Origin of the sequence: Streptomyces sp. RB17, assembly GCF_009604455.1 — a bacterium.
Taxonomy (GTDB): Bacteria; Actinomycetota; Actinomycetes; order Streptomycetales; family Streptomycetaceae; genus Streptomyces.
Window position 1 is genome coordinate 1 of sequence record NZ_WEGL01000010.1, and the last position, 13,615, is coordinate 13,615.

Genomic DNA, 13,615 nt, shown 5'->3' on the forward strand with positions numbered 1-13,615 from the left:
ACCGAAGACGGGGTATCAACATATCTGGCGTTGACTTTTGGCACGCTGTTGAGTTCTCAAGGAACGGTCGCTTCCTTCGTACTCACCCTCTCGGGCTTTCCTCCGGGCGCTTCCCTTCGGTGTTTCCGACTCTATCAGATCTTTTCTCGATCCGATTTCCTCGGTGCTTTCCAGGTTTCCGCGTGTTTCTCGCGGTTTCCTTTCCGGCGGTTCCGACTTTATCAGAAGTTCTGAGTCGGTTTTCCCACCCGCTCCGGGCATCCGTGTCCAGCGCGTGAAGTGCTGGGGTTCCCGGTTGGGCGGAGCCGTAAACGTACTGGAGCGGGGCGCCTAGATGCAAATCGAGGCGCCCCGCTCGGGTGATGCTCCCGACGGGTCGTCAGACCTCCACGACCACAGGGAGGATCATCGGCCTGCGGCGATACGTGTCGGAGACCCACTTGCCGAGGGTGCGCCGGACGAGTTGCTGGAGCTGGTGCGGCTCCACGACGCCGTCCTGGGCGGACCGCTCCAGCGCCTCCGTGACCTTCGGGATGACGTCGGCGAAGGCCGAGTCCTCGATACCGGAGCCGCGCGCCTGGATGTGCGGGCCGCCGGTGATCTTGCCGGTGGACGAGTCCACGACCACGAAGACCGAGATGATCCCCTCGTCACCGAGGATCTTGCGGTCCTTGAGGGCCGGCTCGCCGACGTCGCCGACGGAGAGGCCGTCGACGTAGACGTAACCCGCCTGGACCTTGCCGGAGATCTTGGCCTTGCCCGCGACCAGGTCGACCACGACGCCGTCCTCGGCGATGACGATCCGGTCGTGCGGGACACCCGTCAGCGCGCCCAGCTCGGCGTTGGCACGCAGGTGGCGCCACTCGCCGTGCACCGGCATGAGGTTCTTCGGTCGGCAGATGTTGTAGAAGTACAGCAGCTCGCCCGCGGACGCATGGCCGGAAACGTGCACCTTGGCGTTGCCCTTGTGGACGACGTTGGCGCCCCAGCGGGTCAGGCCGTTGATCACCCGGTAGACCGCGTTCTCGTTGCCGGGGATGAGCGAGGACGCCAGGATCACCGTGTCGCCTGCGACGATCCGGATCTGGTGGTCCCTGTTCGCCATCCTCGACAGCGCCGCCATCGGTTCGCCCTGTGAGCCCGTGCAGACCAGGACCACCTCATGGTCGGGGAGGTCGTCCAGCGTCTTGACGTCAACGACCAGGCCCGGGGGCACCTTCAGATACCCCAGGTCCCTCGCGATGCCCATGTTGCGGACCATGGAGCGGCCTACGAAAGCGACCCGGCGGCCGTACTCGTGGGCCGCGTCCAGGATCTGCTGGATGCGGTGGACGTGGCTGGCGAAGCTCGCCACGATGATCCGCTTGCGCGCGCCGGCGAAGACCTGGCGCAGCACGTTGGAGATGTCGCGCTCGTGCGGGGTGAAGCCGGGGACCTCGGCGTTGGTGGAGTCCGTGAGGAGGAGGTCGATGCCCTCCTCGCTCAGCCGCGCGAAGGCGTGCAGGTCGGTGAGCCTGTTGTCCAGTGGGAGCTGGTCCATCTTGAAGTCGCCGGTGTGCACCGCCATGCCGGCGGGGGTGCGGATGGCGACGGCCAGCGCGTCCGGGATGGAGTGGTTGACGGCGATGAACTCGCAGTCGAAGGGGCCGATGCGCTCGCGCTGCCCCTCGGCCACCTCGAGGGTGTAGGGGCGGATCCGGTGTTCCTGGAGCTTGGCCTCGATCAGGGCGAGGGTCAGCTTGGAGCCGATCAGCGGGATGTCCGGCTTCTCGCGGAGCAGGAACGGGACACCGCCGATGTGGTCCTCGTGGCCGTGCGTGAGGACGATGCCCTCGATGTCGTCGAGGCGGTCCCGGATGGACGAGAAGTCCGGCAGGATCAGGTCGATTCCGGGCTGCTCCTCCTCGGGGAAGAGCACTCCGCAGTCGACGATCAGCAGGCGGCCGCCGTACTCGAAGACCGTCATGTTTCGGCCGATCTCGCCGAGACCGCCGAGCGGGGTGACCCGCAGGCCCCCCTCGGGGAGGGGCGGGGGCGGGCCGAGTTCGGGATGCGGATGACTCAAAAGACTCTCCTCACCACACGCGCCACGTACCGGTGGGGCACGTGGCGCGTGAGACGTTCGTGCAGAAGCAGTTGTCGTTGTGGGATGCGGGCACCGGTGGCCCGTCTATTCTGTTGATCTTCAGTTGTGAAGCCCGTGTGGTGCCAAGTCTGTTGTCAGAGCTGTACCCCGCCGGCGGCAAGATCGATCTTGAGCTGCGCGATCTCCTCGGGCGAGCACTCGACCATGGGTGAGCGCAGCGGCCCGGCGGGCAGTCCCTGGAGGGCGAGCGCGGCCTTGGTGGTCATGACGCCCTGGGTGCGGAACATGCCGGTGTATACCGGGAGCAGCTTCTGGTGGATCTCGGTGGCCTTGACGACGTCGCCGGAGACGTACGCGTCGACGAGGGCCCGCAGGTCGGGGGTGACGACGTGGCCGACGACCGAGACGAAGCCGACCGCGCCCACGGAGAGCAGCGGGAGGTTCAGCATGTCGTCGCCGGAGTACCAGGCGAGGCCGGACTGGGCGATGGCCCAGCTGGCGCGGCCGAGGTCGCCCTTGGCGTCCTTGTTGGCGACGATCCGGGGGTGCTCGGCGAGCCGGACGAGGGTCTCGGTGTTGATCGGGACGCCGCTGCGGCCGGGGATGTCGTACAGCATGACCGGCAGGCCGGTGGCGTCGGCGACGGCCGTGAAGTGCCGGTACAGGCCCTCCTGCGGAGGCTTGTTGTAGTACGGCGTGACGACCAGCAGGCCGTGGGCGCCGATGCGCTCGGCCTGGCGGGCCAGCTCGATGCTGTGGTGGGTGTCGTTGGTGCCGACGCCGGCGACGACGTGGGCGCGGTCGCCGACCGCCTCCAGTACGGCTCGTACGAGGTCCGCTTTCTCCGCATCGCTGGTGGTGGGGGACTCGCCCGTGGTGCCGTTGATGATCAGGCCGTCGTTGCCTGCGTCCACCAGGTGGGCGGCGAGCCGCTGCGCGCCGTCGAGGTCGAGTGCGCCGTCCGCCGTGAAGGGCGTGACCATGGCGGTGAGGACCCGCCCGAAGGGGGTCTGCGGAGTCGAGGTCGGAGCCATGGGTAACACGCTACTCGGTGCCCACTGTGCGGTCTGCCCTCGGGGGGTCGGGTAAGTCAGGACAAATGCGGAGCCCGGCACTGCCTGCTCGGGGGTTCAAGCAGTGCCGGGTCCGTTTGATCAGGCTAGATGAACTTCTCTAAATGCCGCAATACGGACACTTCGCCAGGCTGATCCGTACATCCGTTCCGGGCGGGGGAACAGGGCTTCGTAGGCCTTTCTTACGGGGCCAGACCCTCTTACGGGGCCACGCGCCCGTTCGCGTTGAAGGCGGCGTGCGTCAGGGGCATGAGCTTCGCCCACTCCGCCTCCATCTTCTCCCCGACCATCTCGATCTCCCGCTGCGGGAAGGACGGCACCTTGGCCAGTTCGTGCTGGGTGCGCAGGCCGAGGAAGTGCATCAGGGAGCGGGCGTTGCAGGTGGCGTACATCGAGGAGTAGAGGCCGACGGGCAGGGCCGCGCGGGCGACCTCGCGGGCGACGCCCTCGGCGAGCATCTTCTGGTACGCCGCGTACGCCTGCTCGTAGGACTCCCGCAGCGTGCCGCTGACCGCCTCGTGCTGGGCCGGAGTGCCCTCGACGAAGACGTACTTGCCCGGGCGCCCCTCCTGCACGAGCTTGCGGTCGGCGCCGGGGACGTAGAAGACCGGCTGGAGCTCCCGGTAGCGGCCGGACTCCTCGTTGTACGACCAGCCGACCCGGTGCCGCATGAACTCGCGGAAGACGAAGATCGGGGCGCTGACGAAGAACGTCATCGAGTTGTGCTCGAACGGGCTGCCGTGCCGGTCGCGCATCAGGAAGTTGATCAGGCCCTTGGAGCGCTCGGGGTCCTTCTTCAGCTCGTCCAGGGACTGCTCGCCGGCGGTGGAGACGCGCGCGGCGAAGAGGACGTCGGCGTCCGAAGCGCTGGACTTCACCAGCTCGACGGTGACGTCACTGCGGAACGTGAGCGACTCGGGGGTGGTCACGGGGGTCGGGGTCCTTCCCATCACAGCTGTGGTTCGCGCCCACCTTACGGGGCACCCGCCCGGGCCACGGCAGTACCCGGCCACACACGGCAGTCCCGGACCTCAAAAATCCCACCACGGATTTTTTCCGACATGGGCACCTTTTGTGTCACTCGAGCGTCTGTATCGGTGAGGCCCACTCGTTCGACCCGAAAACGTTGATCCCGAAAGGAGACGTACCCGCGATGTTCCGTCGGCGTGACCCCGTGCCCTTCGCCTTCCTGGCCGAGGCGGACAGGTTCCGGAGCAATGTCACTCCCCCGCCCCGTCCGCGGGCGTCCTTCGGGGAGATAGCCGGGCGCTGGCTGCTGGGGCTCACCCTCGTCGCCGGCCTGGCGGGGGCCCTGATCCTCGGGATGCCGGCGATGTCCGCTCCGTCCAGTACGCCGGCGCAGCAGTCCCAGGCCTCCCAAGGGCACTGAGCTCTTCCGGCGGCCCAAGGGTGGTGGGCGGGAACAGCGGCGGATAGCCTCACCGGGCACAGCCCAAGCACGCACCGAGTGAGGACCAGCCGTGCCCCTGTCCTTTCTGACGGCCGACCGCACGTTCGAGGCCGCGCCCGAGAGCGCGCTGCCGTACGACGACCGGGAGCGCTGGCGGCGCCCCTACCGTCCCGGTCCCTGGCGGGTGGGTGTGGCGGCGCTGGTGCTGCTGCTCGCCTCCTTCGTGATGTTCTCCGCGGTGGCCATCGCCCTGACCCGCTCGGTGTCCTCGGCCGGGGCGGTCCTGATCGCCGGGCTCGTGGTCATCGCCGGCGCGCTGCGGCTGCTGCGCATGGGCGTGTGGGTGAGCGGGCGCGGGCTGCGCCACGTCGGCTTGCTGATGACGCGTACGGTGCCGTGGGCGCGGGTGGTCTCGGTGCGAACGGTGCAACAGCCGGTGCGCTGGCTGGGGTTGCCTCGGGCGGTGCAGGGGCAGGCGCTGACGCTCGTACGCAAGGACCGGCCGGCCGAGGACACGTCGCCGCTGTTGACCACGCACACGCTGGACTTCCTGGGCCGGCCGGCCGCGTTCGATCGCGCGGCTGACACGGTGGAGGCGTGGGCGGCGGAGTACGTGCGCGGTTGACTCTGTCGGGCAAGGCCGTGCCCTGGGGTGGGCGGCCGTCCCCTGGCTGCGGCCACGTCGAGGCTGGTCGCGCCCACGCGGCGAAGCCGCACATCGACGCAGCCCCGCGCCCCTTCGGGGTGCTCAGACCTCGGCCGGATTTCCGTCGTGCAGGGCGATGGCCCGTTGCATCGCCTTGCGGGCGCGGGGCGTGTCGCGGGCGTCGTGATAGGCGACGGCGAGGCGGAACCAGCAGCGCCAGTCGTCGGGGGACGCCTCGGTCTCGGCCTTGCGCTTGGTGAAGACCTCGTCGGCGGAGTCGCGGTCGATCCGGCCGCTGGGCAGCCGCTTCAGCTCGTCCACGGGCAGCCCGCCCTCGGCGTCGAGTTCGGCGGCGAGAGCGTTGGCCCTGCGGACGAACTGGGTGTTCTTCCACAGGAACCACAGGCCGATGACCGGCAGGATCAGGACGGCCACGCCGAAGGTGACCGTCAGGACCGTGCCGGACTCGATGAGCATGACGCCGCGGCTGCCGACCAGGACGAAGTAGAAGACCAGGACGGCGGCCGTGACGAGGTAGGTGATCTTCGCGCGCATCGGAGGGTCTGTCTCAGCTCAGGTCCAGGAAGTGCTCCAGGCCCAAGGTCAGGCCCGGAGTGGTCACCACGCGGCGGGCGCCGAGCAGGATGCCCGGCATGAAGCTGCTGTGGTGCAGGGAGTCGTGGCGGATGGTCAGGGTCTCGCCCTCGCCGCCGAGCAGCACCTCCTGGTGGGCCAGGAGGCCGCGCAGCCGTACGGCGTGGACCGGGATCCCGTCGACACTGGCGCCCCGCGCGCCGTCCAGGGCCGTCACGGTGGCGTCCGGCGCCGGGGCCGTACCGGCGGCCCGGCGGGCCTCGGCGATGAGCTGAGCCGTGCGCGTGGCCGTACCGCTCGGCGCGTCCACCTTCTTCGGGTGGTGCAGCTCGACGACCTCGACCGACTCGAAGTACGGCGCCGCGAGCTGGGCGAACTTCATCGTCAGCACGGCGCCGATGGAGAAGTTCGGTGCGATGAGCACGCCGGTCTCCGGGGAGGCGGCGAGCCAGTCCTTCAGCTGTGCGAGGCGCTCCTCGGTCCAGCCGGTCGTACCGACGACCGCGTGGATGCCGTGGCGCACGCAGAAGTCGAGGTTGTCCATGACGGAGTCCGGGGTGGTCAGCTCCACGGCGACCTGGGCGCCCGTATCCGCCAGCGTCTGGAGCTTGTCGCCCCGGCCGAGGGCGGCGACCAGCTCCATGTCCTCGGCGGCCTCGACCGCCTTGACCGCCTCGGACCCGATCCGGCCCCTGGCACCGAGGACCGCCACGCGCAGCTTGCTCATCTCTTGTGCTTCCTTACGGGAGGTGTTCAGGCGACGGCGTCGTGCAGCCGCGCGGCCTGCTTGTCCTTCAGCGGGCCGATGACCGACAGCGACGGGCGCTGTCCCAGGATGTCGCGGGCGACCGAGCGGACCTCGTCCGGGGTGACCGCCGCTATCCGGTCCAGCATGTCGTCCACGGACATCTGCTCGCCCCAGCACAGCTCGCTCTTGCCGATGCGGTTCATCAGCGCGCCGGTGTCCTCGAGGCCGAGGACGGTCGAGCCCTGGAGCTGGCCGATGGCGCGGGCGATCTCGTCGTCGGTGAGGCCGTTGACGGCGACGTGGTCGAGTTCGTCGCGGCAGATCTTCAGCACGTCGTGCACCTGGCTCGGCCGGCAGCCGGCGTACACCCCGAACAGGCCACAGTCGGCGAAGCCTGAGGTGTACGAGTACACGCTGTAGGCGAGGCCGCGCTTCTCCCGGACCTCCTGGAAGAGGCGGGAGGACATGCCGCCGCCGAGGGCGGTGTTGAGCACGCCCATGGCCCAGCGGCGGTCGTCGGTGCGGGCGAGGCCCGGCATGCCGAGGACGACGTGCGCCTGCTCGGTCTTGCGGCCGAGCAGCTCGACCTTGCCGTACGTGCGGATCGTACGGCTGCCGTCGCGCGGGCCGATGGGCCGCGCGTCGAGGCCGTTGAAGGCGCCCGCCTTCTCGAAGGCCGCGCGGACCTGTCGTACGACCTTGGCGTGGTCGACGTTGCCGGCGCAGGCGACCACCAGGTGGGTGGGGTCGTAGTGCTTCTTGTAGAAGCGGCGGATGCGGTCGGCGGTGAGGGCGTTGACCGTGTCGACCGTGCCGAGGACGGGGCGGCCGAGGGCGTTGTTGCCGAACATGGTGTGCGCGAACAGGTCGTGCACACAGTCGCCCGGGTCGTCCTCGGTCATGGCGATCTCTTCGAGGATCGCGCCGCGCTCGACGTCGACGTCCTCCTCGAGGATCAGCGAGCCGGTCAGCATGTCGCAGACGACGTCGATGGCGAGCGGCAGGTCGGTGTCGAGCACGCGCGCGTAGTAGCACGTGTACTCCTTCGCCGTGAACGCGTTCATCTCGCCGCCGACGGCGTCGAGGGCGGCGGAGATGTCCAGCGCGCTGCGCTTGGCCGTGCCCTTGAAGAGCAGGTGCTCCAGGTAGTGCGTGGCGCCGTTCAGGGCCGGGGTCTCGTCGCGGGAGCCGACGTGCGCCCAGATGCCGAAGGTCGCGGAGCGGACCGAGGGCAGGGTCTCGGTGACGATGCGCAGGCCGCCCGGGAGGGTGGTCTTGCGAACCGTGCCGATGCCGCCTGTGCCCTTGATGAGGGTTTGGGTACGGGCGACGGCCCGCGCCTCCGAAGAGGGGCGGGCCGTCACCTTGGAGCTACGGGACGTCACTGCTCGGCGTCGTCCTTCTGGTTCTCGTCGGAGCCTTCCTCGCCCTCGATCACCGGGACGAGGGAGAGCTTGCCGCGGGAGTCGATCTCGGCGATCTCGACCTGGACCTTCTGGCCCACGCCGAGGACGTCCTCGACGTTCTCCACGCGCTTGCCGCCGGCCAGCTTGCGGATCTGCGAGATGTGCAGCAGACCGTCCTTGCCGGGCAGCAGGGAGACGAACGCACCGAAGGTGGTCGTCTTCACGACCGTACCGAGGTAGCGCTCGCCGACCTCGGGCATCGTCGGGTTGGCGATGCCGTTGATCGTGGCGCGGGCGGCCTCGGCGGAGGGGCCGTCGGCGGCACCGATGTAGATCGTGCCGTCGTCCTCGATGGTGATCTCGGCGCCCGTGTCCTCCTGGATCTGGTTGATCATCTTGCCCTTGGGGCCGATGACCTCGCCGATCTTGTCGACCGGGATCTTGACGGTGATGATCCGCGGGGCGTGCGGGCTCATCTCGTCGGGCCGGTCGATGGCCTCCATCATCACGTCGAGGATGTGCAGGCGGGCGTCGCGGGCCTGCTTGAGGGCCGCGGCCAGGACGGAGGCGGGGATGCCGTCCAGCTTGGTGTCGAGCTGGAGGGCGGTCACGAACTCCTTGGTGCCGGCGACCTTGAAGTCCATGTCACCGAAGGCGTCCTCCGCACCGAGGATGTCGGTGAGGGTGACGTAGTGCGTCTCGCCCTCGATCTCCTGGGAGATCAGGCCCATGGCGATACCGGCGACCGGGGCCTTCAGCGGCACACCGGCGTTCAGCAGCGACATGGTGGAGGCGCAGACGGAGCCCATGGACGTCGAGCCGTTGGAGCCGAGGGCCTCGGACACCTGACGGATCGCGTACGGGAACTCCTCGCGCGTGGGCAGCACCGGCACCAGGGCGCGCTCGGCGAGGGCGCCGTGGCCGATCTCGCGGCGCTTCGGGGAGCCGACGCGGCCGGTCTCACCGGTGGAGTACGGCGGGAAGTTGTAGTTGTGCATGTAACGCTTGCGGGTCACCGGGGAGAGGGTGTCCAGCTGCTGCTCCATGCGGAGCATGTTGAGGGTGGTGACGCCCAGGATCTGGGTCTCGCCACGCTCGAACAGCGCGGAACCGTGCACCCGCGGGATGGCCTCGACCTCGGCGGCGAGGGTACGGATGTCCGTCACCCCACGGCCGTCGATGCGCTTCTTCTCCTTGATGACGCGCTCACGGACCAGGGTCTTGGTCAGCGAGCGGTACGCGGCGGAGATCTCCTTCTCGCGGCCCTCGAACTCCGGCAGGAGCTTCTCGGCGGCGAGCCCCTTGACGCGGTCCAGCTCGGCCTCGCGCTCCTGCTTGCCGGCGATGGTGAGCGCCTGGGCGAGCTCGGGCTTGACCGCGGCGGTCAGGGCCTCCAGGACGTCGTCCTGGTAGTCCAGGAAGATCGGGAACTCGCCGGTCGGCTTGGCGGCCTTGGCGGCGAGGTCGGACTGGGCGCGGCACAGGACCTTGATGAAGGGCTTGGCAGCCTCCAGACCGGCGGCGACGACCTCCTCGGTCGGCGCCTCGGTGCCGCCCTCGACCAGCTTGATGGTGTTGTCGGTGGCCTCGGCCTCCACCATCATGATCGCGACGTCGCCGTCCTCCAGGACGCGGCCCGCGACCACCATGTCGAAGACGGCGTCCTCGAGCTCGGTGTGCGTGGGGAACGCGACCCACTGGCCGCGGATCAGCGCGACGCGGACGCCGCCGATCGGGCCGGAGAAGGGCAGACCGGCCAGCTGCGTGGACGCGGACGCGGCGTTGATCGCCACGACGTCGTACAGGTGGTCGGGGTTGAGCGCCATGACGGTGCAGACGACCTGGATCTCGTTGCGCAGGCCCTTCTTGAAGGACGGGCGCAGCGGGCGGTCGATCAGCCGGCAGGTGAGGATCGCGTCCTCGGAGGGCCGGCCCTCACGGCGGAAGAAGGAACCGGGGATCTTCCCGGCCGCGTACATGCGCTCCTCGACGTCCACCGTCAGCGGGAAGAAGTCGAGCTGGTCCTTGGGGTTCTTGGAGGCGGTGGTGGCCGACAGCACCATGGTGTCGTCGTCCAGGTACGCCACGGCGGACCCGGCGGCCTGCTTGGCCAGACGGCCCGTCTCGAAGCGGATGGTACGGGTGCCGAAGGCGCCGTTGTCGATGACGGCCTCGGCGTAGTGGGTCTCGTTCTCCACTAGCGTTTTCTCCGTTACATATCGTCTTTCGTCCCTTGGCTGCCCGTGTGGCAGGGGGACTGCGGTGGAGAAGCGCGCCGTGCGGTGCGGGCCGGTCTTCGATCGAAGCACCCGGGGCTCGCTTCCCCCCGGGGGCCACTACCGAGGACCGGCGGCGGCGAGGTGCGCTTCTCCTCGTTCTGTGTCGTACGTCGTTGTTCTGTGTCGTACGTCGTTCTGTGTCGTGCGTATTGCGTTGTGCTACCACACTACAAAGCGTGAGTGACACTCCGCACGTTTCCGCATGTGCGACAGAGGTCGCCGCGCATACGACGAAGGGAGCGGTCCCCGGGCCCTGCCCGGAACCGCTCCCTGTCACGGCGTCCTACTTGGCGCCCGCCGCACCACGGCGGATGCCGAGGCGGTCGACCAGCGTACGGAAGCGCTGGATGTCCTTCTTCGCCAGGTACTGCAGCAGGCGGCGGCGCTGACCGACGAGGATCAGCAGGCCACGGCGGGAGTGGTGGTCGTGCTTGTGGGTCTTGAGGTGCTCCGTCAGGTCGGAGATCCGACGGGAGAGCAGAGCGACCTGGACCTCGGGGGAGCCGGTGTCACCCTCCTTGGTACCGAACTCGGCGATGATCTGCTTCTTCATAGCGGCGTCGAGCGACACGCGTACTCCTCATAGTCTGTTGAGTGCCACCGAGTGCCCCCGGTCTACATCTCGGGGGAGCTTCCGTTACTCGGGAGGCGGGATCCGCTGGGCGCGGCCTCCAGGGCCCCTTCAGGGGCTCCGGGGGTGCGTACACAAACGGCCGTCACTCAGGGTACCAGGACGTTTCGACCGTCCGTGTCAGTGGTCGCGCCTGGCGTTCCAGACCAGGACAGCCACGACCACGACGACCAGGACGAGGACCCACACCCAGACGTCGCCGCCGCCGGATCCGTGGCTCCCGTAGTGGTGGTAACCGCCGGAATAGCTGCCGTGATAGCTGCTGTGGTGACCGCCGCCCCGCCCGCGGCCCAGGGCGAGTACGCCGGTCGACGGGAGGGACCATGGGGCGGTGCCAGGCATGCTCATGGCCCGGAATTTACGTGGGCATGGCATGCCATGGGCGCGCCCGTTGCGCGCCTGTGACGAAACCTCCGCCCTCCGGGCACAAGCGGCCACCCGTGGGCCCCGCGTGTCCGGCCGGACCCTCCTCCAGGCGTTGACCAGGCCGTTTCACGGTACGCGTGCGTGGCCTCCCAGTAGGGTGACAACGCAACGCCGTCCGTATGCCGAAGGGGGCCACTTCACCATGGCCGAGACACAGGGCACGAGCGCCGCGACACCGGCGCCGGAATCGCAGGAAGACGTCAAGGCACGCAAGGAGCGGGAGCGGGACGAGCTGTACGCGCTCGACATCTCCGGCGTCGACTGGCAGTGCGCGCCCGGCACGGAGGAACACGAGGAGCGGGTCGAGATCGCGTACCTGCCCGACGGGGCGGTGGCGATGCGCTCCTCCCTCGACCACGACACCGTGCTGCGCTACACCGAGGCAGAGTGGCGGGCGTTCGTGCTGGGGGCGCGGGACGGGGAGTTCGATCTGGAGCCGACGGAGCGCAATGGGGGGCTGGCGGCGCAGTGAGCAGTATGTGAAAGGGGGCGGCACGCACGCGTGCCGCCCCCTTTCACATACCGGTGTTCCCTAGCTGGTCATCGCCCGTGCACGGGCGTACACGTCGAACACGGCCAGCGCCAGCGGGACGAGGGTGAGCAGGACGAAGCTCTCGGCGATCTCCAGGAAACGGCCCCAGAAGGGGGTGACACCGCGGCGCGGAGTGATCAGACCGATCGCGGTGACCAGGGCGGTGGCCGCGCCGACCGCGGCGGCGAGCCAGATGCTGCGGATGTCGAGGGACGAGGTGTCACCCTGGACGGCGTCGATCAGATAGCCCCTGGGCGGGTTCAGGGCAAGCCCGAGGCCGAGGAAGACGAGGGCGGCGAGGCCGGCCGCCAGGGTGGCGCCGACCTGCGCGGTGTAGCGGAACAGGTGCGCCCGCATCAGCATCGCCACGCCGGTCGCGAGGGCCAGGAGCTGGGCCCAGGTGTTGCTGGAGAAGCCGAGGACGATCGACGCGCCGACGGCGACGAGGGCACAGCCCCCGACGAGGCCGACGAGGAGTTCGTGGCCGCGCCGGGCCCGGGCGGCCACCCGCTCGGCGTCCACGGGCTCCTGAGGGACGGGCTCGCCGGTGTCGTAGCCGCCGCGGGAGGGGTTGGGCGGTTCGAAGCCGATGGGCAGCCGCGCGAAGCGCATGGACAGGCCCGGCAGGAAAGCCAGCGCGACGACGGACAGGGGGGCGCAGATGGCGGCCGTCTCGATGGGCTTCAGATCGGTGAGGGTCGCGATGAAGGTGGTGACCAGACCGATGGCGGAGGCGAAGAGGAACGCCACGAAGGGTCCGTCGCCGCCGGGCGACACAAGGGTGAGCACCAGGGAGGCGACGAGGACCGCCGTGCAGGCGAGCAGGAACTGGAGCCGTCCGATGCCCTCGTGGTCGGCGAGCGGCAGCAGCCCCGAACCGGCCACGCCGATGTTCGGCAGCGCGCCGAGTCCCAGCGCGACCGCGGAGCCCCGGTCGTCGTACACGCGCGCGCGTACGCAGGCGATGGTGACCAGCAGGATGCCGGTGACGCCCGCGATGATGCCCTGCAGGCTGTGCATGTCGTGGTGGATCTGGGCGCTCCAGGCCACGAAGGCGAGCAGCGCGGGCAGGATGCCGCCCGCGACGAGGCCGGCGGCGCGGGTGAGGTCGCCGCTCCACAGGGTGCGGTCGCGGGTGACGGCGGAGGCCACCGCCTCGGAGACGTCGTCGAGGACGGCGGGCGGCAGCGACTCGGCGAACGGGCGCAGGGTGAGCAGCTCGCCGTCGAGGATGCGCTGTGCCGTGAAGGACCGGGCGCCGTCGAGGACGGTGCCGTCGCGCCGTACGAGGTGGTAACCGACCGGGGCGCCCTCGTCGGGGCTCTGCTGGGACAGGCGCAGAATCTCCGGGTAGAGGTCGGCGACGGGTACGTCGTCGGGCAGCGCCACGTCGATGCGGCTGTCGGGCGCCACGATGGTGACCCGGCAGAACCCGAATCCCATGCCCGCCCCGGAAGGGGCTCCGGTGCCGTGTCCGCCGGTCGCGCCGGCCGGCGCGGAGGCCGTCATGCTCACCTGCTGTTCCCCCTCGTCGGTGGTGGGCGGCCTGCGGTGCCGCCGCGCACCTTCCGCCCGTAAAAATCCTGTGTAGGTTGTGCGGCGCCACGCGCTCCACCGGTGAACCGAGCGGTCGCATCCGGGGTTTGCGGTCGGGCGCCTCCTTCGAACCGTTGCGGATTGCCCGGGTTTTCCCGGAACGATTCGCAACTGCTCACGCGTCTCACCGGCACCCTACCGCCAGCCGTTGTCGGTGGTTGTCAGTAGGATCGCGCTTCGCGATCGA

Annotated in this window: 14 protein-coding genes; 4 read left to right on the forward strand and 10 right to left on the reverse strand. The window is 69.4% G+C overall.

Translation table 11 applies throughout. The features are described from left to right. Positions 1-234 (forward strand): hypothetical protein (locus tag SRB17_RS46870; RefSeq protein WP_228396472.1); only part of this gene is annotated, 234 nt, incomplete at its 5' end. A gap of 145 nt (positions 235-379) precedes the next feature. Here SRB17_RS46870 and SRB17_RS36200 read toward each other — a convergent pair. The 3 genes from SRB17_RS36200 to thyX form a co-directional block, all read right to left on the reverse strand. After that, the gene (locus SRB17_RS36200) at positions 380-2,065 is read right to left on the reverse strand and encodes a ribonuclease J (RefSeq protein WP_153545053.1); all 1,686 of its coding nucleotides are present in this window, start codon (positions 2,063-2,065) and stop codon (positions 380-382) included. A gap of 155 nt (positions 2,066-2,220) precedes the next feature. Beyond that, on the reverse strand, positions 2,221-3,120 hold the full coding sequence (dapA, locus tag SRB17_RS36205; RefSeq protein WP_153545055.1) for a 4-hydroxy-tetrahydrodipicolinate synthase: 900 nt from the start codon (positions 3,118-3,120) through the stop codon (positions 2,221-2,223). A 239-nt stretch (positions 3,121-3,359) separates the two neighbouring features. After that, on the reverse strand, positions 3,360-4,109 hold the full coding sequence (thyX, locus tag SRB17_RS36210) for an FAD-dependent thymidylate synthase (protein ID WP_153545057.1): 750 nt from the start codon (positions 4,107-4,109) through the stop codon (positions 3,360-3,362). A 203-nt stretch (positions 4,110-4,312) separates the two neighbouring features. On the opposite strand from thyX, the gene SRB17_RS36215 reads away from it, so the two are divergent. Both SRB17_RS36215 and SRB17_RS36220 read left to right on the forward strand, forming a co-directional pair. Further along, complete coding sequence (locus SRB17_RS36215) at positions 4,313-4,549, forward strand: hypothetical protein (RefSeq protein ID WP_153545059.1); 237 nt, start codon at positions 4,313-4,315, stop codon at positions 4,547-4,549. A 91-nt stretch (positions 4,550-4,640) separates the two neighbouring features. After that, positions 4,641-5,195 carry a phage holin family protein gene (locus SRB17_RS36220; RefSeq protein ID WP_323376867.1) on the forward strand — a complete coding sequence of 185 codons (555 nt, stop codon included), beginning with the start codon at positions 4,641-4,643 and terminating at the stop codon, positions 5,193-5,195. Between the two features lie 123 nt (positions 5,196-5,318). Here SRB17_RS36220 and SRB17_RS36225 read toward each other — a convergent pair whose 3' ends face one another. The 6 genes from SRB17_RS36225 to SRB17_RS36250 all read right to left on the reverse strand — a co-directional run bounded on the left by SRB17_RS36225 (position 5,319) and on the right by SRB17_RS36250 (position 11,222). Further along, positions 5,319-5,771, reverse strand: coding sequence for a tetratricopeptide repeat protein (locus SRB17_RS36225; protein ID WP_153545061.1), 453 nt, complete (start codon positions 5,769-5,771; stop codon positions 5,319-5,321). A 13-nt stretch (positions 5,772-5,784) separates the two neighbouring features. After that, a complete protein-coding gene (gene dapB, locus SRB17_RS36230) occupies positions 5,785-6,537 on the reverse strand; it encodes a 4-hydroxy-tetrahydrodipicolinate reductase (protein ID WP_153545063.1) in 753 nt (250 codons plus the stop codon). Between the two features lie 26 nt (positions 6,538-6,563). Further along, positions 6,564-7,943 (reverse strand): pitrilysin family protein, encoded by a 1,380-nt coding sequence (locus SRB17_RS36235; RefSeq protein ID WP_323376869.1) that lies wholly within the window; start codon positions 7,941-7,943, stop codon positions 6,564-6,566. Next, the gene (locus SRB17_RS36240; RefSeq protein WP_323376871.1) at positions 7,940-10,162 is read right to left on the reverse strand and encodes a polyribonucleotide nucleotidyltransferase; all 2,223 of its coding nucleotides are present in this window, start codon (positions 10,160-10,162) and stop codon (positions 7,940-7,942) included. The genes SRB17_RS36235 and SRB17_RS36240 overlap by 4 nt, the downstream gene beginning before the upstream one ends. A 364-nt stretch (positions 10,163-10,526) precedes the next feature. Continuing rightward, the gene (rpsO, locus tag SRB17_RS36245) at positions 10,527-10,814 is read right to left on the reverse strand and encodes a 30S ribosomal protein S15 (protein WP_323376872.1); all 288 of its coding nucleotides are present in this window, start codon (positions 10,812-10,814) and stop codon (positions 10,527-10,529) included. A gap of 180 nt (positions 10,815-10,994) precedes the next feature. After that, positions 10,995-11,222, reverse strand: a complete 228-nt coding sequence (locus tag SRB17_RS36250) for a hypothetical protein (protein WP_153545065.1) — start codon at positions 11,220-11,222, stop codon at positions 10,995-10,997. A 220-nt stretch (positions 11,223-11,442) separates the two neighbouring features. Between SRB17_RS36250 and SRB17_RS36255 the strand changes: the two genes are divergently transcribed. Next, the gene (locus SRB17_RS36255) at positions 11,443-11,772 is read left to right on the forward strand and encodes a DUF397 domain-containing protein (protein ID WP_153545067.1); all 330 of its coding nucleotides are present in this window, start codon (positions 11,443-11,445) and stop codon (positions 11,770-11,772) included. Between the two features lie 60 nt (positions 11,773-11,832). On the opposite strand, the gene eccD is transcribed toward SRB17_RS36255, so the two are convergent. Next, entirely contained in the window at positions 11,833-13,341 is a 1,509-nt protein-coding gene (eccD, locus tag SRB17_RS36260) for a type VII secretion integral membrane protein EccD (protein ID WP_153545068.1), read from the reverse strand. Positions 13,342-13,615: the final 274 nt, after the last annotated feature.

Bases quoted from the DNA above. Each gene is read 5' to 3' on its own strand.
- dapA (WP_153545055.1), bottom strand. From the start codon at position 3,120: ATGGCTCCGACCTCGACTCCGCAGACCCCCTTCGGGCGGGTCCTCACC.
- thyX (WP_153545057.1), bottom strand. From the start codon at position 4,109: ATGGGAAGGACCCCGACCCCCGTGACCACCCCCGAGTCGCTCACGTTC.
- SRB17_RS36215 (WP_153545059.1), top strand. From the start codon at position 4,313: ATGTTCCGTCGGCGTGACCCCGTGCCCTTCGCCTTCCTGGCCGAGGCG.
- SRB17_RS36225 (WP_153545061.1), bottom strand. From the start codon at position 5,771: ATGCGCGCGAAGATCACCTACCTCGTCACGGCCGCCGTCCTGGTCTTC.
- dapB (WP_153545063.1), bottom strand. From the start codon at position 6,537: ATGAGCAAGCTGCGCGTGGCGGTCCTCGGTGCCAGGGGCCGGATCGGG.
- SRB17_RS36250 (WP_153545065.1), bottom strand. From the start codon at position 11,222: ATGAGCATGCCTGGCACCGCCCCATGGTCCCTCCCGTCGACCGGCGTA.
- SRB17_RS36255 (WP_153545067.1), top strand. From the start codon at position 11,443: ATGGCCGAGACACAGGGCACGAGCGCCGCGACACCGGCGCCGGAATCG.
- eccD (WP_153545068.1), bottom strand. From the start codon at position 13,341: ATGACGGCCTCCGCGCCGGCCGGCGCGACCGGCGGACACGGCACCGGA.